Annotated in this window: 13 protein-coding genes; 7 read left to right on the forward strand and 6 right to left on the reverse strand. The window is 36.2% G+C overall.

Annotated elements, in window-relative coordinates:
* Nucleotides 1-28 precede the first annotated feature (28 nt).
* Complete coding sequence (locus tag CLV55_RS02735) at nt 29-856, forward strand: aminotransferase class IV (RefSeq protein WP_112112182.1); 828 nt, start codon at nt 29-31, stop codon at nt 854-856.
* Here the strand turns inward: CLV55_RS02735 and CLV55_RS02740 are convergent.
* From CLV55_RS02740 to CLV55_RS02760, 5 genes are all read right to left on the reverse strand, one after another.
* The gene (locus CLV55_RS02740) at nt 848-1,408 is read right to left on the reverse strand and encodes a YqgE/AlgH family protein (protein ID WP_112112183.1); all 561 of its coding nucleotides are present in this window, start codon (nt 1,406-1,408) and stop codon (nt 848-850) included. The two genes, CLV55_RS02735 and CLV55_RS02740, sit on opposite strands and share 9 nt — an antisense overlap.
* Before the next feature lie 133 nt (nt 1,409-1,541).
* On the reverse strand, nt 1,542-1,814 hold the full coding sequence (locus CLV55_RS02745; RefSeq protein ID WP_112112184.1) for an HU family DNA-binding protein: 273 nt from the start codon (nt 1,812-1,814) through the stop codon (nt 1,542-1,544).
* Between the two features lie 184 nt (nt 1,815-1,998).
* A complete protein-coding gene (fmt, locus tag CLV55_RS02750; protein ID WP_112112185.1) occupies nt 1,999-2,946 on the reverse strand; it encodes a methionyl-tRNA formyltransferase in 948 nt (315 codons plus the stop codon).
* An 18-nt stretch (nt 2,947-2,964) separates the two neighbouring features.
* Nucleotides 2,965-4,863: a RecQ family ATP-dependent DNA helicase gene (locus CLV55_RS02755; protein WP_112112232.1), complete on the reverse strand. Its 1,899-nt coding sequence runs from the start codon at nt 4,861-4,863 to the stop codon at nt 2,965-2,967.
* 60 nt (nt 4,864-4,923) lie between these two features.
* A complete protein-coding gene (locus tag CLV55_RS02760; RefSeq protein WP_112112186.1) occupies nt 4,924-5,457 on the reverse strand; it encodes an AAA family ATPase in 534 nt (177 codons plus the stop codon).
* Between the two features lie 849 nt (nt 5,458-6,306).
* Between CLV55_RS02760 and CLV55_RS02765 the strand changes: the two genes are divergently transcribed.
* Together CLV55_RS02765 and CLV55_RS02770 are read left to right on the forward strand one after the other, a co-directional pair.
* Nucleotides 6,307-6,765: a GNAT family N-acetyltransferase gene (locus CLV55_RS02765; RefSeq protein ID WP_112112187.1), complete on the forward strand. Its 459-nt coding sequence runs from the start codon at nt 6,307-6,309 to the stop codon at nt 6,763-6,765.
* A 386-nt stretch (nt 6,766-7,151) separates the two neighbouring features.
* Nucleotides 7,152-8,600 carry a glyceraldehyde-3-phosphate dehydrogenase gene (locus CLV55_RS02770; RefSeq protein WP_112112188.1) on the forward strand — a complete coding sequence of 483 codons (1,449 nt, stop codon included), beginning with the start codon at nt 7,152-7,154 and terminating at the stop codon, nt 8,598-8,600.
* Between the two features lie 60 nt (nt 8,601-8,660).
* Here CLV55_RS02770 and CLV55_RS02775 read toward each other — a convergent pair whose 3' ends face one another.
* Nucleotides 8,661-10,250, reverse strand: coding sequence for a peptide chain release factor 3 (locus tag CLV55_RS02775; protein ID WP_112112189.1), 1,590 nt, complete (start codon nt 10,248-10,250; stop codon nt 8,661-8,663).
* Nucleotides 10,251-10,464: 214 nt separating this feature from the next.
* On the opposite strand from CLV55_RS02775, the gene CLV55_RS02780 reads away from it, so the two are divergent.
* The 4 genes from CLV55_RS02780 (at nt 10,465) to CLV55_RS02795 (ending at nt 17,341) form a co-directional block, all read left to right on the forward strand.
* A complete protein-coding gene (locus CLV55_RS02780) occupies nt 10,465-12,432 on the forward strand; it encodes a peptidylprolyl isomerase (protein ID WP_112112190.1) in 1,968 nt (655 codons plus the stop codon).
* 8 nt (nt 12,433-12,440) lie between these two features.
* Nucleotides 12,441-13,844: a peptidylprolyl isomerase gene (locus CLV55_RS02785; protein WP_112112191.1), complete on the forward strand. Its 1,404-nt coding sequence runs from the start codon at nt 12,441-12,443 to the stop codon at nt 13,842-13,844.
* Between the two features lie 11 nt (nt 13,845-13,855).
* On the forward strand, nt 13,856-14,809 hold the full coding sequence (locus tag CLV55_RS02790; protein WP_112112192.1) for an AAA family ATPase: 954 nt from the start codon (nt 13,856-13,858) through the stop codon (nt 14,807-14,809).
* A gap of 270 nt (nt 14,810-15,079) precedes the next feature.
* A complete protein-coding gene (locus tag CLV55_RS02795) occupies nt 15,080-17,341 on the forward strand; it encodes an aconitate hydratase (protein WP_112112193.1) in 2,262 nt (753 codons plus the stop codon).
* The last annotated feature ends 611 nt before the right edge of the window (nt 17,342-17,952 follow it).

A 17,952-nucleotide genomic window follows, 5' to 3' on the forward strand; every position in this document is an offset into this window, starting at 1 on the left:
TTGTCTCGTATTTAGCGGGACTTTTTTTATGATAAATTTTAACGGAACACTTTGTAACGAATCAACGGCAATTCCAAGTTTAAATAGAGGTTTTCTATATGGAGATGCTGTTTTTGAAACCCTTAAACTTTCACGAGGCAACATTCTTTTTTTGGAAGATCATTACTTCAGACTTATGGCTTCTATGCGGATTTTAAGAATGAAGATTCCTGCCTACCTCACTATGGAATTTATGGAAGCAGAAATTTTGAAATTGGCGCAACAGTTGTCTCTTGAGCATGCTCGTGTACGATGGACTGTTTTTAGAAATGAAGGAGGCTATTACTTGCCCAAAGACCGAACCATTTCCTATACCATTCAAGTAAATCCTCTCGAACAAGCGACCTATGTTTTCAATCAGGCAGTACATGAAGTAGATTTATACAAAGATTTTTTTGTTTCAAAGCAGTTGTTGTCCAATATAAAAACGACCAATCGAATCATTCAAGTGATAGGCAGTATCTATGCTGAAGAAAACGGATTGCAAAATGCTTTGGTTTTGAATGAAGATAAGCATGTAGTTGAGGCTTTAAATGGCAATCTCTTTATTCGAATGGGAAATACGTTGATAACTCCTCCCCTATCTGAAGGATGTTTAAACGGAATTATGAGAAAACAAGTTCTTAAGTTGGCAGAAAAACAAGAACATATTGAGGTTCAAGAAGCGATTATTTCTCCCTTTGATCTCCAAAAAGCCGATGAACTATTTATTACCAATGTGATTGTTGGCGTGCAATCGGTAACAAAGTATCGAAAAAAGGATTTTCAAACTACCCTTGCACAGCACATCATAGCCGCTTTAAATGAATCAATTTAATATAGGATTTTCGGGTGCATTGGACCATATCACATAATCGCCTCCCAATTCTGTAATTTTTTCTTTCCAGAACATAGGAGAAGACTTGCTCAATAGCGCCGTGTGATAATTGTTTGGCGTCACAATCCATGAATTGGAGGTCAACTCATAATCTAGTTGCGTGCTCCCCCACCCCGAATACCCTAGAAAAAAGCGAATCTCTTCTCTATGAATCGCCTTTTCATTGATTAAACGTTTTACGGTTTCAAAGTCACCACCCCAAAAAACGCCTTGTGAAATCTCAACACTTTTAGGAATCAATTGCGGAATGGTATGTATAAAATATAAGTTATCTTGCTCAACAGGTCCTCCGTTGTAAATTTCAAAAGAAGCCTCAATTTCAGGAATCAAGTCATTGATGGTGTAAGAAAGTGGCTTGTTTAAAATAAAACCAATTGATCCCTCATCGCCATGATCAGCGAGAAGGACTACACAACGTCCAAAAGTAGCATCTCCAATGATTGCGGGTTCTGAGATGAGTAAAACTCCTTTTTGTAGTTTAGCTTTTGTCATGTGTTTTTCCAATTTTAGATTAACGAATATCACACTCAGGACATAAATGTATAAAGTAGAATTGTAAACACAAAATTTCTTATAAAAAAAGCCACTCGTTGGAGTGGCTTTTCAATATTGTGAAAAAACTAGATTAGTTTATAGAACCTTCTAATTCTGCACCAGCTTTAAATTTAACTACATTTTTAGCAGCAATTTTGATAGTTTTTCCAGTTTGAGGATTTCTTCCTTCTCTAGCCGCTCTTTTAGAAACTGACCAAGAACCGAAACCAACTAAAGAAACTCTACCTCCTTTTTTCAAAGTAGCACCTACGTTTCCTAAAAATGATTCTAAAGCTAATTTAGCAGCCGCTTTTGAAATTCCAGCGTCAGCTGCAATTGCATCAATTAATTCTGATTTGTTCATAATAATAGTTATTAATTTTGTTGGTTAAACATTTTTTTGTTAATCATTAACAAACATAACGTAAAAATCAATTCGTTACAAATCTTAAGACAATATTTATTCTGAAATGTTAATAACTCGTTTGTTTTGTTAATAAATACATGTGTTTTTTATCAAACTTATTGATAATCTTACAAATAAATGATTAAAAAACCGTAGTATGTGTATCAAAAGTCATCCCATTTAGCAATTCGGAGGCAGACATTTTCTTTTTTCCGGGGAATTGTAGCTGTAAAAGCATCAGAAATCCATCATTAATAGCTACTTTAAGGTCTTTTTTGGTGGCTAAGAGCGTGCCAATGGGTAGACTGTGGGGTTCTTCTATAAATTGAGCCTCATATATTTTTACATTCCATTCGTTGGCATCATCTTTAAAAAAACACCAAGCACCAGGAAAAGGATTTAATCCACGGATGAGGTTACAAATAGAGGTGCCGCTTTTAGAAAAATCGATCTTACAATTATCACGATTCAGTTTGTAGGCCGTTTTAAGATCTGAAGCATCCGTTTGTGGTATTCGAATGACTTTTTGATTGGCAATAAGCACTAAGGTTTCTAACACCGTTTCACATCCTAAATGCATAAGTTTGTCATGAAGGGTTCCCGCATTATCTTCGGGAAGGATGGCTATCGCTTTACTTAAGATAGTTGCGCCAGTATCAATTTTGTCATCAATAAAAAAAGTAGTTACTCCTGTTTTTGTTTCTCCATTAATAAGCGCCCAATTAATTGGTGCCGCACCACGGTAATTGGGTAATAGAGAAGCATGAAGGTTAAAAGTACCCCATTTAGGCATGTTCCAAACTACTTCAGGGAGCATTCGAAAGGCAACAACGATTTGCAAATTAGCTTCCAAACTTTTTAATTCCGCTAAAAAAGTTTCGTCTTTTAAATTGGTGGGTTGTAGTATTTTTAGTTGGTGTGCTAACGCGTATTCTTTTACGGCTGAGTATTTTAATTTTTGACCTCTCCCTGCAGGCTTATCCGCGGCAGTAATCACGCCAACTATGTCATAGTGATTTTGAACAAGTGTATCCAGAATACCCACAGCAAATTCTGGAGTACCCATGAAAACTATTTTTAATTTTTCCATTTTAATCTGAAATTTGAATCAGTGTCTTTTTAACGAATATAAATTAGTTGCAGTTATAAAAATACGATCGCTTTCTAACAATTTTTGCAGCGCAAAGATAACATCCTCTTTCGGATAATTTGTCCGTTTTTCAATAGTTCTAGAATTCAACTCTTCAGAGGCTAGTAACGAAAGAATGCTATTCGTTAAAGAAAGGATGTCTTTCTTGGGTGTTTTAGTTTGAATGCAATAAGAACAAATCCCACAATCAGCCGAAGGGGCTTCTCCAAAATAATGAAGAATTTGTGACGTTCTGCATTGACTTTCGTTATGAATATATTCAAAAACCGATTGCAATTGCGCTTCTTTGAGTTTGTTTTGAGATTCTAGATATTTTGCAACTCGGTTTATCGTTTTATCGTCTTCTCGAATCTCATTAAAAGTAATTTTAGCATCATTGCTTTTGGCGTGTAATTCTATGATTTGCTTGTGATGCCATTGATGGAGAACTTCAATTATTTTGTCCTCGTCTAGATTCGTTTTTTTTGCTAATAAAGCGGTATTTATAGCGGTTTGATGATCATAAATACCCGGATTGGTTCGTAGGATAGCCAAAAGCAAGGGTTCGTCGTTTGGATTCAAACTCATGTATCGAATCAACTCTTTGGAAGAGATAGTGAATTGTAACGTAGTTTTCTCTGAAAATTCTTTCGTCAGATTAATGATGCCTTGATTGTCTAAGAATTTCAAGGCTTCAAAAACTTTTAGTGTAGGAAAATTATAGCGTGTACAAAAATGGAGCATGTTAAAAGAAAACGTTTCATCAATACCTTCACCAAAAGCGATTTGAAAATAGTTGCACAGTTTTATGAAGACCGTTTTAAGAAAAGCGGTATCACAACGGGCATTTAAAAATTGACTTTCGGCATGAATCTCATCAGAAGGATTGGTGAGTAAAACCGCATAGGCTTTAGCTCCATTTCTTCCGGCTCGTCCCGCTTCTTGGTAATAATTTTCTAAATTTGGCGGGATGTGAATGTGAAGTACCGTTTTCACATTGGCCTTGTCAATTCCCATTCCAAATGCGTTAGTCGCTACCATCACTTGCACATTTTCTTCCATCCAGAGGGTCATGTTGTGGTCTTTGTCTTTTCCAGACAAGCCTCCATGATAATACGTAGCCGAAATACCTTGGGCTTCTAAATGTTTTACTGTCTCCAAACACGCTTTTCGGTTGGTTACATAAAGAATCGCTGGTTCGGGATGTTTCTTGAGAATTTTTTGAGCAAAATGTACTTTGTCTTCAACCGCATACACCATATAGGCCAAATTTTCTCTGGCAAATGATTTTGTAAAAATTTTAGGATTTTCAAGTTGTAATTGGGCAATAATATCTTCTTGTACCCTCTTGGTAGCCGAGGCGGTGAGTGCCAGCATAGGAACCTTTGGAAAGATCGTTTTGAGTTTGGCTATTTTCAAATAAGCGGGTCTAAAATCGTGTCCCCATTGCGAAACACAATGCGCTTCGTCTACCGCAATTAATTCTATAGGCAAGGATTTGAGTCGGTCAACAATCCAATCGTTTTGCAAGCGTTCGGGAGATAAATATAAAAATTTGTAATTCCCAAACTGACAATTATCCAATAACGTAATCCATTCATCTTGCGTGATGCCACCCGTAAGCGCGAGGGCTTTAATGCCTTTGCTTTGCAGATTCTTTACTTGATCTTTCATCAACGCAATTAAGGGAGAGATGACCAAACACAACCCACTTTTCATAAGCGTAGGCACTTGAAACGTAATGGATTTGCCTCCTCCAGTAGGCATTAGCCCAAAAGTATCCTGTCCTGCCAAAACGGATGCGATGATTTCTTCTTGAGGGGTTCTAAATGATTGGTGGTTCCAATATTGTTTTAGAATTTCTAGAGGCTCAGACATGGCTTGCAATTACGAATTAAGAATTGCGAATATAGCGTAAAAATACTAAAAAACCATTCCCTACAATTTATTGAGCATAAAGTCGATTCGCTCGTCAACCGTTCCTTTAGGGACTTCAATAAGCTCGTACCCATAGGTTTGATAGGTTTCTTTGAGGTGGTCAAAGATGAGTTTGGCTTGTTCGTAGTTTTCATAACGCGCCTCATCGCTTACATAAATTTCTTCCCAAGGGGGTAGCACAAAAATTTTAGAATAGTGGTGTTCCAAACACGCCTCATTAAAAAAAGCAGGATAACTATCGCCAATGTAGTGCATATAGGCTAAAATATCGGGGATACCACGATCAATAAATACCGTGTCTGCCTCTTGTGAGAGCGCTTCTCGAAATTGTTTTTTTCTACCTTCTAGGAGGAGTTCGCTAAACAAAAGCGGCTTTTCCAAAAAAAGTTGCTCAATACCTTGTTTTTTAGCTTCAAGGGTGATGTCTCTAGAAATCTCAGGAAAACACGTATATCCTCTTTCGATTAATTTATCGATTATGGTGGTTTTTCCAGTACCCGGTCCGCCAGTGATGACTACAACTTCTTTTTTCAAGATTTTTTTGAAATAAGGCGCAAATTTATTGAAATGTTTTAGATAATAGCGGGGTTTTTAAATTTTATTTTATGGTTTAGAGGTTTGCCTTTATTGAGCCCATACCCTTACAAAAAAAACTGCCAGAAATTTAATCCTAGCCGTCACTTAAATGAACCATTAAACTGGGGAAAACCATCAAGCAGCCATAAGACTTCTGCCATCGCTAATTGGAGCTACACTCACCGTATTGCTTGCAAAAACATAGAAATAATACGTGGTCGCAATCGTTAAGCCTTTAAAAAGTTTCTTTCTTGTACAGATTATGCATAGATACTTTCTATTTTAGTAATAGTGACTCTATAATAAGTCTATACTGAGTCTATAGTGAGTCTATAAAAATAATGATTTTCATAGACTCACTATAGATTTAAAATAGTAATTTTATACATACACTATACCTTAAAAAAGAAGTATCTATAAAGCACGTGTATCATATATCTTTAGATGCTCTTTTTGAAAACATAGCCACAACAAAACAACGGATGGTGCGGAATTGCAACTTAAATCAGCGCTATCGGGATTTACCCAAAAGAATATTTAGTTGACCTCAAAATGGTATTCCTTTTTATAAAACCATGATTTTTTAAGGATAATTTTTTATATTTGGAATTGATAAGCTTTCAAGTAGCGACAATCTACCCAATTTAGGGTGTATAGTCGCAATAAAGTAGCGACTATATACAAGTTAGCGGTCAGGCGAGAAAACTACAAAGAGAAAAATAATAACAGGAAAAACAATTTTAATTGAGTAATAAAATAAAGACTTCCGAACCGAATAATAAAACCATCATACAAATTAGTTGAATTATGACAAATCAAAGTTTCAAAATAGAAAAATATACAGATAAAGACAGAGAACAAATTCTCAACATTTGGGAAAAATCAGTATTAGCAACTCACGACTTTCTAAATCAGGCTGACTTTGAAGAAATCAAACAACTCGTACAGACAATCAATTTTAATGATTTTGAAGTATACTGTTTAAAACAAAACAACCAAGTTTCAGGGTTTATAGGTCTTGCTGAAAAAAAAATAGAAATGCTTTTCTTTTCACCTGAATATATTGAAAAAGGTCTTGGAAGAAAACTCACAGACTTCGCCATTACAGAATTGAAAGCCGATAAGGTTGACGTAAACGAACAAAACACAAATGCGGTTAAATTTTACAAAAAAATAGGGTTCAAAACATACGAACGAACAGAAAAAGATGACCAAGGAAGAGAATATCCTTTATTGAGAATGAAACTTGAAACATTAGAAAACTAACAACAAAAAAAGCCCGAACCGCTAACAGCAATTTAGCAAAATGGCGGGTTCAGTGCTAAATTGAACATTTGGTTTTCAAATCAACATTAGTGCTAAAATGAAAGTAAATGCTTCTAAATTCGCCACTTCGCCAAGCCCCAAACCGTTATGCCACACCCTAAAACAAACCAGTTGGCACAGATATGTCCACAACGGATAGCACAGAATTATATTATATCCCCACAAAGAGCATAAAAACACACAAACTACAACCTTAAAAAAGTTGTAGTTTTTTTGTTAAAAAAAATCGGCAAAATGAAGCACGAAAACGTTATAGTTGATTACATTTGCATCAAATTTTTTTTTAGTAAAAATAAAACAACTCAACACTTAATTTTTTCATCTTTATGAACAACAACGCATTATACGAAAAAGAGCTTGCTTTTCAAGCCAGTAGAAGAAAAGCCGCTGTAGAGATTATTAAAATCGTGAGCGATTTATGGTATGATAAATCTATCGAACTTATTTTTTTTAGAAACCAATTAATCAACAGCAATGTGAGTGATTTAATCAACTTGCATGAATATGCTGGAGAATTTGTTCAAAAACCCATCAACATTTTTGACACGGTAGAAATTGCTAAAGCTATTTTTAGTTTAGACTTACCGCCTTCTCGTATTGATATTGGAAAACTAACGTATGAATATCATTTGGAAGATAACAAGTATAACGACCCAAAAGCTTTTGTCATCAATAAATTGAAAGATTCCAAAAACTCTCAAGAAATCACCCCAAAAGATGTGGTGTTGTATGGTTTTGGACGCATTGGGCGCTTATTGGCACGCGAAATGATGAGCAAAATTGGTAAAGGACAGCAATTGCGTCTTAGAGCTATTGTAACTCGTGACCGCAATGATGCTACATCGCTCGAAAAAAGAGCTTCGTTGTTGCGTTATGATTCGGTTCATGGTGATTTTGAAGGTTCGGTTGCTGCCGATATTGAAAACAATGCCTTACTTATTAACGGCACAACGGTTCACATCATTACGGCCAATGCCCCAGAAGATATTGACTACACTCAATATGGTATTGAAGATGCTTTGGTGATTGACAACACGGGAGCTTTCACTACGGAAGAAGCGCTTAAACGTCATTTAACCTCAAAAGGGGTTGACAAAGTATTATTGACTGCGCCAGGAAAAGGAGTTCCAAATATTGTTTATGGTGTAAACCACACAGATTACAACCCAGACGAAGTGGCTATTTTCTCGGCGGCTTCTTGTACTACCAACGCAATTACACCGGTATTAAAAGCCGTTGAAGATACTTTGGGCGTGGTAAAAGGGCATCTTGAAACCATTCATGCCTATACCAACGATCAAAATTTAGTAGACAACATGCACAAAAAATACCGTCGTGGGAGAGCCGCTGCCCTTAATATGGTAATTACTGAAACGGGTGCGGGAAGTGCTGTGGCGAAAGCCCTACCAAGTTTGGCTGGAAAATTAACGTCTAATGCGATTCGGGTTCCTGTTCCAAATGGGTCTTTGGTAGTATTGAACTTGGAAGTAAACAAAGACACAACCGTAGAAGAAGTAAACAACATTATGAGACGTTATGCCTTGGAAGGCGATTTGGTTGAACAAATCAAATACTCTCTCAACAACGAATTAGTATCGTCGGATATTGTTGGAACTTCTGCGCCTTCTATATTTGATAGCAATGCTACTATTGTTTCTGCCGATGGAAAAAATATTGTGATGTATGTATGGTATGACAACGAATACGGCTACAGCCATCAAGTGATTCGCTTGGCTAAGTACATTTCTAAAGTAAGACGTTATACGTATTATTAATAGATTGCCTTAAAAATTAAAAAACCGTTTAAATCATCTTGACTTAAACGGTTTTTCTTTTTATTCGAATTCCGAGGTAAAGAACAATTTTACACTTGGATATTTGGATTGAGTCATTTGAATAGTAAAATCTGAATCTGCCAAAAACACTAGTTGTCCGTATTTATCATGGGCTAAAAACTTTTGTTTGACGCGTTTAAATTCCTTAAACTCTTCACTCTTTGCATCGTCTGGTTTGACCCAACACGCTTTGTGCACAGGAAAATTTTCATAGGTACATTTGGCCCCATACTCGTGTTCTAGACGGTATTGAATTACTTCATATTGAAGCGCTCCTACGGTTCCAATTACTTTTCTGTTGTTCATTTCCAAGGTAAACAACTGCGCCACCCCTTCGTCCATCAATTGGTCGATTCCTTTTTCCAATTGTTTTGATTTTAGAGGATCTGCGTTATTGATATACCTAAAATGTTCGGGCGAGAAACTGGGTATTCCTCTAAAATTCATGAGTTCTCCCTCGGTGAGGGTGTCACCTATTTTGAAATTCCCCGTATCATGCAATCCGACGATGTCGCCGGGATAGGAAATATCCACAATTTCTTTTTTCTCTGCAAAAAAAGCATTCGGACTAGAAAATTTCAAACTTTTATTCAACCGCACATGCAAGTAAGGTTTGTTGCGTTCAAAAGTGCCCGATACAATCTTGATAAAAGCCAATCGGTCACGATGTTTCGGATCCATATTGGCGTGAATTTTAAAAACAAATCCCGATAATTTTTCTTCTTCTGGATGTACCACTCGTGTATCCGATTCTTTCGCTTTTGGAGAAGGCGCAATAGCGACAAAACAATCTAAAAGTTCTCTAACTCCAAAATTATTTAACGCCGAACCAAAGAATACAGGTTGCAAATTGCCCGATAAATAGGCGTCTCTATCAAAAGCAGGATACACTTCTTCTACGAGTTCTAATTCTTCTCGTAATTTGGTGGCAGCACGCTCCCCTACTAGCTTTTCTAAATCTGGACTTAAAATATCTGAAATGGCAATCGTGTCTTCAATGTTTTTTCTACTGTCCCCACTAAACAAGTTGATATTCTTTTCCCAAATATTATAAATCCCTTGAAAATCATACCCCATGCCTATAGGAAAACTCAACGGAGTGACATGCAAGCCTAGTTTCTTTTCTACTTCATCCATCAAATCAAAGGCATCTTTCCCTTCTCGATCCAATTTATTAATAAATACGATAATCGGAATTTTGCGCATTCTACATACCGAAACCAACTTTTCTGTTTGCTCCTCCACCCCTTTCGCAACATCTATCACCACTATAACACTATCAACTGCTGTTAAGGTTCTAAAAGTATCTTCAGCAAAATCTTTGTGCCCTGGCGTATCGAGAATGTTTATTTTTTTATCTTGATAATTAAAAGCCAAAACGGACGTAGCCACCGAAATCCCTCTTTGCCTTTCGATTTCCATAAAGTCGCTCGTGGCTCCTTTTTTAATCTTGTTGTTTTTTACGGCTCCTGCTTCTTGAATAGCACCTCCAAAAAGCAATAATTTTTCGGTTAATGTTGTTTTTCCAGCATCAGGATGCGATATAATCCCAAAGGTTCTGCGACGTTGTATTTCTTTTAAAAAGCTCATAATTGATATAATGGACTGCAAAAATACTATTTATTGCCTAAATAACTAATCGAATATGGAATTCAAAAAACAAGGTGTTTTAATTGTGTTAATAAAATTTTGTTAATAGTATTTGTTACACTTGTTTAATAGTAACGATTTGTTACTTTTGTTGATTGTAATTATTCCGTGAATGCATCACGATTAGTAAAACCACTAATTTAATATTCTTATAATGAAGTTAAAACATTTATTCTTAGGGTTCCTTTTTTGTTTAGCAACTGCCCTGCATGCGCAAACTAATTCTAAAGAAGTTTTATTTACAATTAATGACAAACCGTATTACACGGATGAATTCCTCAGAGTGTATAATAAAAACCTTGATTTGGTCAAAGATGAATCACAAAAAGACATCAATCAATACCTCGACTTATTTATTGGATATAAATTAAAAGTAAACAAAGCTTATAAACTTGGTTTACAAGACGGCAAGCAATATCAAAACGAATTGAAAAGCTACCGAACGCAGTTAGCAAAAAATTACACGACCGATTCGAAAGTTACAAAAGAATTGGTTGACGAAGGCTATAACAGAATGCAAAAAGAGATTAACGCCTCGCACATTTTGATCATGGTCGATGAAAACGCTGCTCCTGCAGATACCCTAGCAGCCTACAATAAAATCATAAGCATCCGCAATAGAATTCTTAATGGAGAGGATTTTGGAACCGTTGCTCAAGAAACCTCTCAAGACCCTTCGGCGAAAGAAAACAAAGGAAACTTAGGGTATTTTACTGCTTTCCGAATGGTTTATGCTTTTGAAAACGGAGCTTACAACACCCCTGTTGGCATGATCTCTATGCCGGTGCGAACAAAATTTGGATACCACATCATCAAAGTGAACGACATTCGTGCAAACCGTGGGGAAATCGCTGTGGCACACATCATGATTTTAAAACAAAAAGACGGTCAAGACGTTCCAACGGCAAAAAATACAATTGAAGACATTTACAAGAAATTGCAACAAGGCGAAAAATTTGAAGAATTGGCTAAGCAATTTTCTGAAGACAAATCGTCGGCTTCAAAAGGCGGTGTGTTGAATAAATTCAGCTCTGGACAATTAAGCTCAGAGGAATTTGAAAACGAAGCTTTTGCCTTGACCAAAGAAAACCCGATATCAAAACCTTTTGAAACGCATTTTGGATGGCACATTGTAAAATTGATTGATAAATTCCCTTTAAAATCGTACGATGACTCGAAATACGAATTGGAAAACAAAATCAGTAAAGACGATCGTTCGCGCCTTATTACAAATTCATATAATGAAAAATTAAGAAAAAAATACCCTATCAAAAAGGATGTGAAATTGTATAACGCCATTGTAAAAACAGTTAATGATAGTTTTTATGATTCGAAATGGACTGTTCCCACGGATATGAAAAAATTCTCAGGTTCTTTATTTTATGTAGCTTCAAAACCTATATCTGGAGAAACTTTTCTAAACTACATTCAATCACAACAAAAATCAAACCTCAAAATTAAACCCATTGAGAAGGTCACAGAAAAATTATTTGATTCTTTTGCAGATGAACAAAGAAGTCAGTACAACAACGACAATTTAGAAAATGAGTTTCCTGAATTTGCGGCGGTCATGGATGAATATCGTGATGGGTTATTGCTTTTTGATTTGATGGATAAAGAAATCTGGCAACGTTCAAAAAATGACTCTGTAGGATTGAAAGCCTTCTATGAAACGCAAAAAGAAAAACATGTTTGGAAAACTAGAGTGCATGCCGAATTGTTTTCATCCACAAACTTAGACTTGATGAAAAAAGTATTGGTTATGATTAAGAAAAACAAAACCACCAAAGAAATTAAAGACAAATTCAACACCAAAGACTTGGTTAATGTAATGTCGAGTGAAGGATTTTATGAAGAAGGTGCCGATGCACTTCCGAAAGACACCAAAATGGAAGTAGGCATTTCAGACATTTCACACAAAGGAGACTATTATTTTATCGTGAAGATAAACAAGGTTCTTCCTCCTGGCTATAAAACCTTGGAAGAATGCAAAGGTAAATTAGTCAACGATTACCAACAATACCTCGAAAACAATTGGGTTAATGAACTTAAAAAAGAATTCACCATTCACGTGAATCAAGATGTTTTTGAAAAAGTAAAAACACAAATTAAAAACAAATAATAGTACGAATGAAACTCATCAAAAGCAAACATACCTTAAGTCTTCTCTTTTTTGCCTTTTTTTTATCGGGCTTTGCTCAAGAAGTCATTAAAGAAAAAGAGCCCGAAAAGAAAGAAACCGTACAATCAAAAAGGCTTAAAGTTGACGGCATTATTGCTACCGTTGGAGATTATACCATTTTGGATTCTGATATTGACAAGGCTTTTTTAGAAATAGAAGGTTCTGGTGGTTCCACAAAAGACATTACACGTTGTCAAATGTTGGGTAAATTATTGGAAGACAAGTTATATGCGCATCAAGCCATTCAAGATTCTATTGTCGTAAAAGACGAAGAAATCAAGGAAAAAATGAATCAGCAAATTGATTATATGGTGGAGCAATTAAAATCGATGGATGCGGTTGTAAAATACTTCAAAAAAAATAGCGAAGATGAGTTCAAAACTGAGCTTTTTGAAATCTTGAAACAACAACGTTTGGCTTCAGAAATGCAGAAAAAAATCATTGACCCTGTGCAAATCACTCCTGAAGAAACAAGAAATTTCTTTAAAAAAATTCCAGAAAACGAGCGTCCGTTGATAGGTACAGAAATTGAAATCGCACAAATTGTAGTGGCTCCAAAAGTTTCTCAAGCCGAAAAGCAAGCTGTTATTGACCGGTTAAAAGAAATTAAAAAACAAGTTCAAGAAGGCGCCAGCTTTACCACTAAAGCCGTATTGTATACGGAAGACCCAGGATCTAGAAGCAGTGGTGGTTTTTATAAAATAAACAAGAAGACACCCTTTGTAAAAGAATTTAAAGATGTCGCCTATTCGCTGCAAGAAGGTGAAATCTCTGAACCGTTTGAAACCGAATTTGGGTTTCATATCATTTACTTAGAAAAAATCAAAGGCCAAGATTTAGAATTGCGTCATATATTAATGGTACCAAAAGTGACTCCTGATGCTCTTAAAGAAGCAAAAGATAAAATTGAATTGATCAAAAAACGTATTTTAGATAAAGAAATTACGTTTGCTGAAGCCGCACGAACACTATCGGATGAAAAAGAGACAAGAGCCAATGGAGGAACTTTAATTAATCCGAAAACCCAAGACAGTCGCTTCGAACTAACCAATATGGATCCTGAAATTTACAGTCAAGTTTCAAATATGAAAAGTGGTGAGATTTCAAACGTTATTTTAGACGAAGACCCCAAAGCAGGGAAACGATATAAAATCATGATGGTGACCAATAAAATTGAAGAACACACCGCTGATTTTAGTAAAGACTACACCAAAATCAAAGAACTTGCATTAAAAGAAAAACAAATTAATGCGATTGCAAAATGGTCTGAGAAAAAAATAAAAGAAACGTATATCAAGATTAATGGAGAGTACAAAGATTGTACGTTTACAAATAACTGGCTAAAAAAATAAAAACGAATACTATGTCTGACGTAGCAGCTATACAAAATTTAGTTCAAAAAAGAATTGAACTTAAAAAAGAAATATCTAAAATTATTGTTGGTCAAGACGCTGTTGTTGATCAAATCTTATTGAGTATTTTTTCTGGAGGACATGCTTTGTTAGTTGGCGTTCCTGGTTTGGCAAAAACTTTAATGGTTAACACAATTTCGCAAGCCTTGGGATTACACTTTAAACGCATTCAGTTTACCCCAGATTTAATGCCTTCTGATATTTTAGGAAGTGAGATTTTGGATGAAAACCGTCAATTTAAGTTTATTAAAGGTCCTATATTTTCTAACATTATTTTGGCAGACGAAATCAACAGAACGCCACCCAAAACACAAGCCGCATTGTTGGAAGCCATGCAAGAACGTGCGGTTACTATTGCTGGACAGAATTACAAATTGGACTTACCCTATTTTGTCTTAGCCACCCAAAACCCTATTGAGCAAGAGGGAACGTATCCGTTACCTGAAGCGCAATTGGATCGTTTTATGTTTGCTATAAAGTTGGAATACCCCACTTTTGCTGAAGAAGTTGAGGTTGTAAAAAGCACCACATCTGATGCTAAACCAGTCATTAATGCTTTATTTACGGCACAAGAAATTATCGATTTCCAACATGTCATAAGACGCATCCCTATTGCAGACAATGTAATAGAATATGCCGTAACCGTTGTAGGTAAAACCCGCCCGAATAGTCCATTAGCTACAGATTATGTCAACAATTATCTAGACTGGGGTGCTGGTCCTAGAGCGTCGCAAAATTTAATATTGGCTGCTAAAGCCCATGCTGCATTCCATGGAAAATTCTCCCCCGATATAGAAGATGTTAAAGCGGTGGCTACAGGTATTTTGCGTCATCGTATCATCAAAAACTACAAAGCTGATGCAGAAGGGATTACCGAAGAAACCATCATTAGCAAACTTTTATAAAATACGATATCTTATTTTTCAAGAGCAACATTCCCAAGATGTTGCTCTTTTTTATACAATTCTTTGACAAATCAAGAACTCCTACGAATCTATTAAAACATTATCTAATAGTAAATTATAAGGCGTTAAAATGGCTTTTTAATAATTTTTACATAACAAAATTAACATTTTGACAAATTATTATTTCAAATAAACTTATTTGATTAAAAATCTTTTAAAAGAGGGTGTGTTTTCGTAAATTTGCAACCGAACAAATAAACTACATATATTATGGCTTTTGATATTGAAATGATTAAAAAAGTGTATGAAAACATGGCCACACGCGTAGATAAAGCACGCGAGTTGGTAGGCCGTCCTTTGACACTTTCAGAAAAGATTTTATATTCACATTTATGGGAAGGAATGCCTTCTCAAGCTTTTTCAAGAGGAAAAGATTACGTGGATTTTGCTCCTGACCGAGTAGCCTGTCAAGATGCTACCGCACAAATGGCCTTGTTGCAATTTATGCACGCTGGGAAAAGCAAAGTAGCGGTACCGACGACCGTACATTGTGACCACTTAATTCAAGCTAAAGTTGGCGCGACTACCGATTTGGAAGTTGCCAACAAACAATCGAAAGAGGTTTTTGACTTTCTTTCTTCTGTATCAAACAAATACGGCATAGGGTTCTGGAAACCAGGCTCTGGAATTATTCACCAAATTGTGTTAGAAAATTATGCCTTCCCAGGAGGTATGATGATTGGAACCGATTCACATACCGTAAACGCAGGTGGATTAGGCATGTTAGCCATCGGAGTTGGGGGAGCTGATGCCGTTGATGTGATGTCGGGCATGTCGTGGGAATTAAAGTTTCCAAAACTTATTGGTGTTAAATTGAATGGAAAATTGAATGGTTGGACTGCTCCAAAAGACGTGATTCTTAAAGTTGCTGATATCTTAACTGTTAAAGGAGGCACTGGAGCAATTGTAGAATACTTTGGCGAAGGCGCAACAAACATGTCTTGTACAGGAAAAGGAACAATATGTAATATGGGAGCTGAGATTGGAGCGACCACGTCTACATTTGGATACGATGATTCCATGAGAAGATATTTAGCTGCTACAGGGCGTCAAGATGTTGTGGATGCTGCGGATACCGTTTCGGATTATTTAACTGGTGATGCCGAAGTATATGCTAATCCAAGTCAGTATTTCGATCAAGTGATTGAAATTAATTTATCAGAATTAGAACCCCATATCAATGGGCCTTTTACACCAGACCGCGGAACTCCTGTATCTAAAATGAAAGAAGAAGCGGCGAAAAACGATTGGCCTCTTAAAGTAGAATGGGGATTGATTGGTTCTTGTACGAATTCCTCGTATGAAGATATGGCGCGTGCGGCTTCTATTGTAGAACAAGCTGTAGCCCTAGGCATTACCCCAAAAGCAGAGTTTGGTATTAATCCCGGTTCAGAACAAATTCGTCATACCATAGAACGAGATGGTATTATTGCTACTTTTGAAAAAATGGGTACAAAAGTATTTACTAATGCGTGTGGACCATGTATTGGCCAATGGGATCGTGAAGGCTCTGACAAAGGAGAGAAAAACACTATTGTTCACTCTTTTAACAGAAACTTTTCAAAACGTGCTGATGGGAATCCAAACACACACGCTTTTGTAACCTCACCAGAAATGGTTGCTGCTCTAGCAATATCTGGGGATTTATCCTTCAATCCAATTACAGACACGTTACTAAATGACAAAGGCGAAGCCGTAAAATTACATCCTCCTAAAGGCGATGAACTTCCAACGAAAGGTTTTAGCGTAGAAGATGCAGGCTATCAAGCTCCAGCAGCAGATGGTAGTCATGTAGAAGTCGTTGTCGCGCCAACTTCTGAGCGTTTACAATTATTGGCGCCTTTTGAAGCTTGGGATGGTAAAAATATACTTGGTGCCAAACTTCTTATAAAAGCATTTGGAAAATGCACGACCGATCACATCTCGATGGCAGGTCCATGGTTGCGTTTTAGAGGGCATTTAGACAACATTTCGAACAACATGCTTATTGGAGCGGTGAACGCCTTTAACCAAGAAGCAAACAAAGTTAAAAATCAAATCACAGGGTCTTACGATGCAGTTCCTGCGGTACAGAGAGCCTACAAAGCGGCTGGAATTTCTAGTATTGTTGTAGGAGACCACAACTACGGAGAAGGTTCTTCTCGTGAACATGCCGCAATGGAACCCCGTTTCTTGGGCGTAAAAGCAGTTTTGGTAAAATCATTTGCGCGAATTCATGAAACAAATTTGAAAAAACAAGGAATGTTAGCGTTAACCTTTGCGCATGAAGCAGATTATGATAAAATTCAAGAAAACGATAGTTTTGATTTTGTTGATTTGATAAACTTTGCTCCTGGCAGACCATTAACCATTGAGATTACACATGAAAATGGTTCTAAAGAAACCATACTTGCCAACCATACTTATAACGAAAGTCAAATAGGTTGGTTCAAAGCAGGCTCTGCATTAAATCTAATTGCTTCTGGTAAGTAATACTAAATACATCCTTTTATATAATACCCCTTTCTTTTGATTGGGGTATTTTTTTACCCTTTTAGAATTCATAAATACATAATCCTTTTCTCTATAGTCATCATTCATCAAATGGCTTCTGATTTCAATAAAATAAACTATATCTTTTTGCTTCTATTTCTCAAGATTTAAAAACAGACTACCTACAGGGAAACATATCATCAATACTGATTGCATCTAAGGCCGAGTGACTAGAAAATGAATTTTATATAGTATTCTTTCTCACCATTTAAATTAAAATAGACCCCTATGATTGAGTTCATCGTTTATAATTTGCAAGGTTTCGGCACCTTAATTTCAACCACAAATTCCTAAAATTTAAATTGTGGGAATTTTTGTAATTGGTAGTAAAAAATTAGACATTGAAATAGAAAGGATTGAAAATATATCGTTTTAAATCAAATTCAAAACAAATAAAAAAACCCCTTCTCTTTCGAGAAGGGGTTCTAAAGTTTAGTTTACTTTATATCTAGAAACTATCTTTTAATCACACGAAGTGTTTTAGTGTTTTCCCCTTGAGTTACAATCACGTTGTATACTCCAGATGGATAACGCTCTCCTAATTGAAGTTC

It is taken from the genome of Flavobacterium aciduliphilum (assembly GCF_003268855.1).
In the GTDB taxonomy this organism is placed as follows: domain Bacteria; phylum Bacteroidota; class Bacteroidia; order Flavobacteriales; family Flavobacteriaceae; genus Flavobacterium; species Flavobacterium aciduliphilum.

What these genes read in the sequence shown, in the direction of transcription:
- CLV55_RS02790 (WP_112112192.1), top strand. Translation starts at nt 13,856, where the DNA reads ATGTCTGACGTAGCAGCTATACAAAATTTAGTTCAAAAAAGAATTGAA.
- CLV55_RS02740 (WP_112112183.1), bottom strand. Translation starts at nt 1,408, where the DNA reads ATGACAAAAGCTAAACTACAAAAAGGAGTTTTACTCATCTCAGAACCC.
- CLV55_RS02770 (WP_112112188.1), top strand. Translation starts at nt 7,152, where the DNA reads ATGAACAACAACGCATTATACGAAAAAGAGCTTGCTTTTCAAGCCAGT.
- fmt (WP_112112185.1), bottom strand. Translation starts at nt 2,946, where the DNA reads ATGGAAAAATTAAAAATAGTTTTCATGGGTACTCCAGAATTTGCTGTG.
- CLV55_RS02765 (WP_112112187.1), top strand. Translation starts at nt 6,307, where the DNA reads ATGACAAATCAAAGTTTCAAAATAGAAAAATATACAGATAAAGACAGA.
- CLV55_RS02745 (WP_112112184.1), bottom strand. Translation starts at nt 1,814, where the DNA reads ATGAACAAATCAGAATTAATTGATGCAATTGCAGCTGACGCTGGAATT.
- CLV55_RS02785 (WP_112112191.1), top strand. Translation starts at nt 12,441, where the DNA reads ATGAAACTCATCAAAAGCAAACATACCTTAAGTCTTCTCTTTTTTGCC.
- CLV55_RS02755 (WP_112112232.1), bottom strand. Translation starts at nt 4,863, where the DNA reads ATGTCTGAGCCTCTAGAAATTCTAAAACAATATTGGAACCACCAATCA.
- CLV55_RS02775 (WP_112112189.1), bottom strand. Translation starts at nt 10,250, where the DNA reads ATGAGCTTTTTAAAAGAAATACAACGTCGCAGAACCTTTGGGATTATA.
- CLV55_RS02735 (WP_112112182.1), top strand. Translation starts at nt 29, where the DNA reads ATGATAAATTTTAACGGAACACTTTGTAACGAATCAACGGCAATTCCA.
- CLV55_RS02795 (WP_112112193.1), top strand. Translation starts at nt 15,080, where the DNA reads ATGGCTTTTGATATTGAAATGATTAAAAAAGTGTATGAAAACATGGCC.
- CLV55_RS02780 (WP_112112190.1), top strand. Translation starts at nt 10,465, where the DNA reads ATGAAGTTAAAACATTTATTCTTAGGGTTCCTTTTTTGTTTAGCAACT.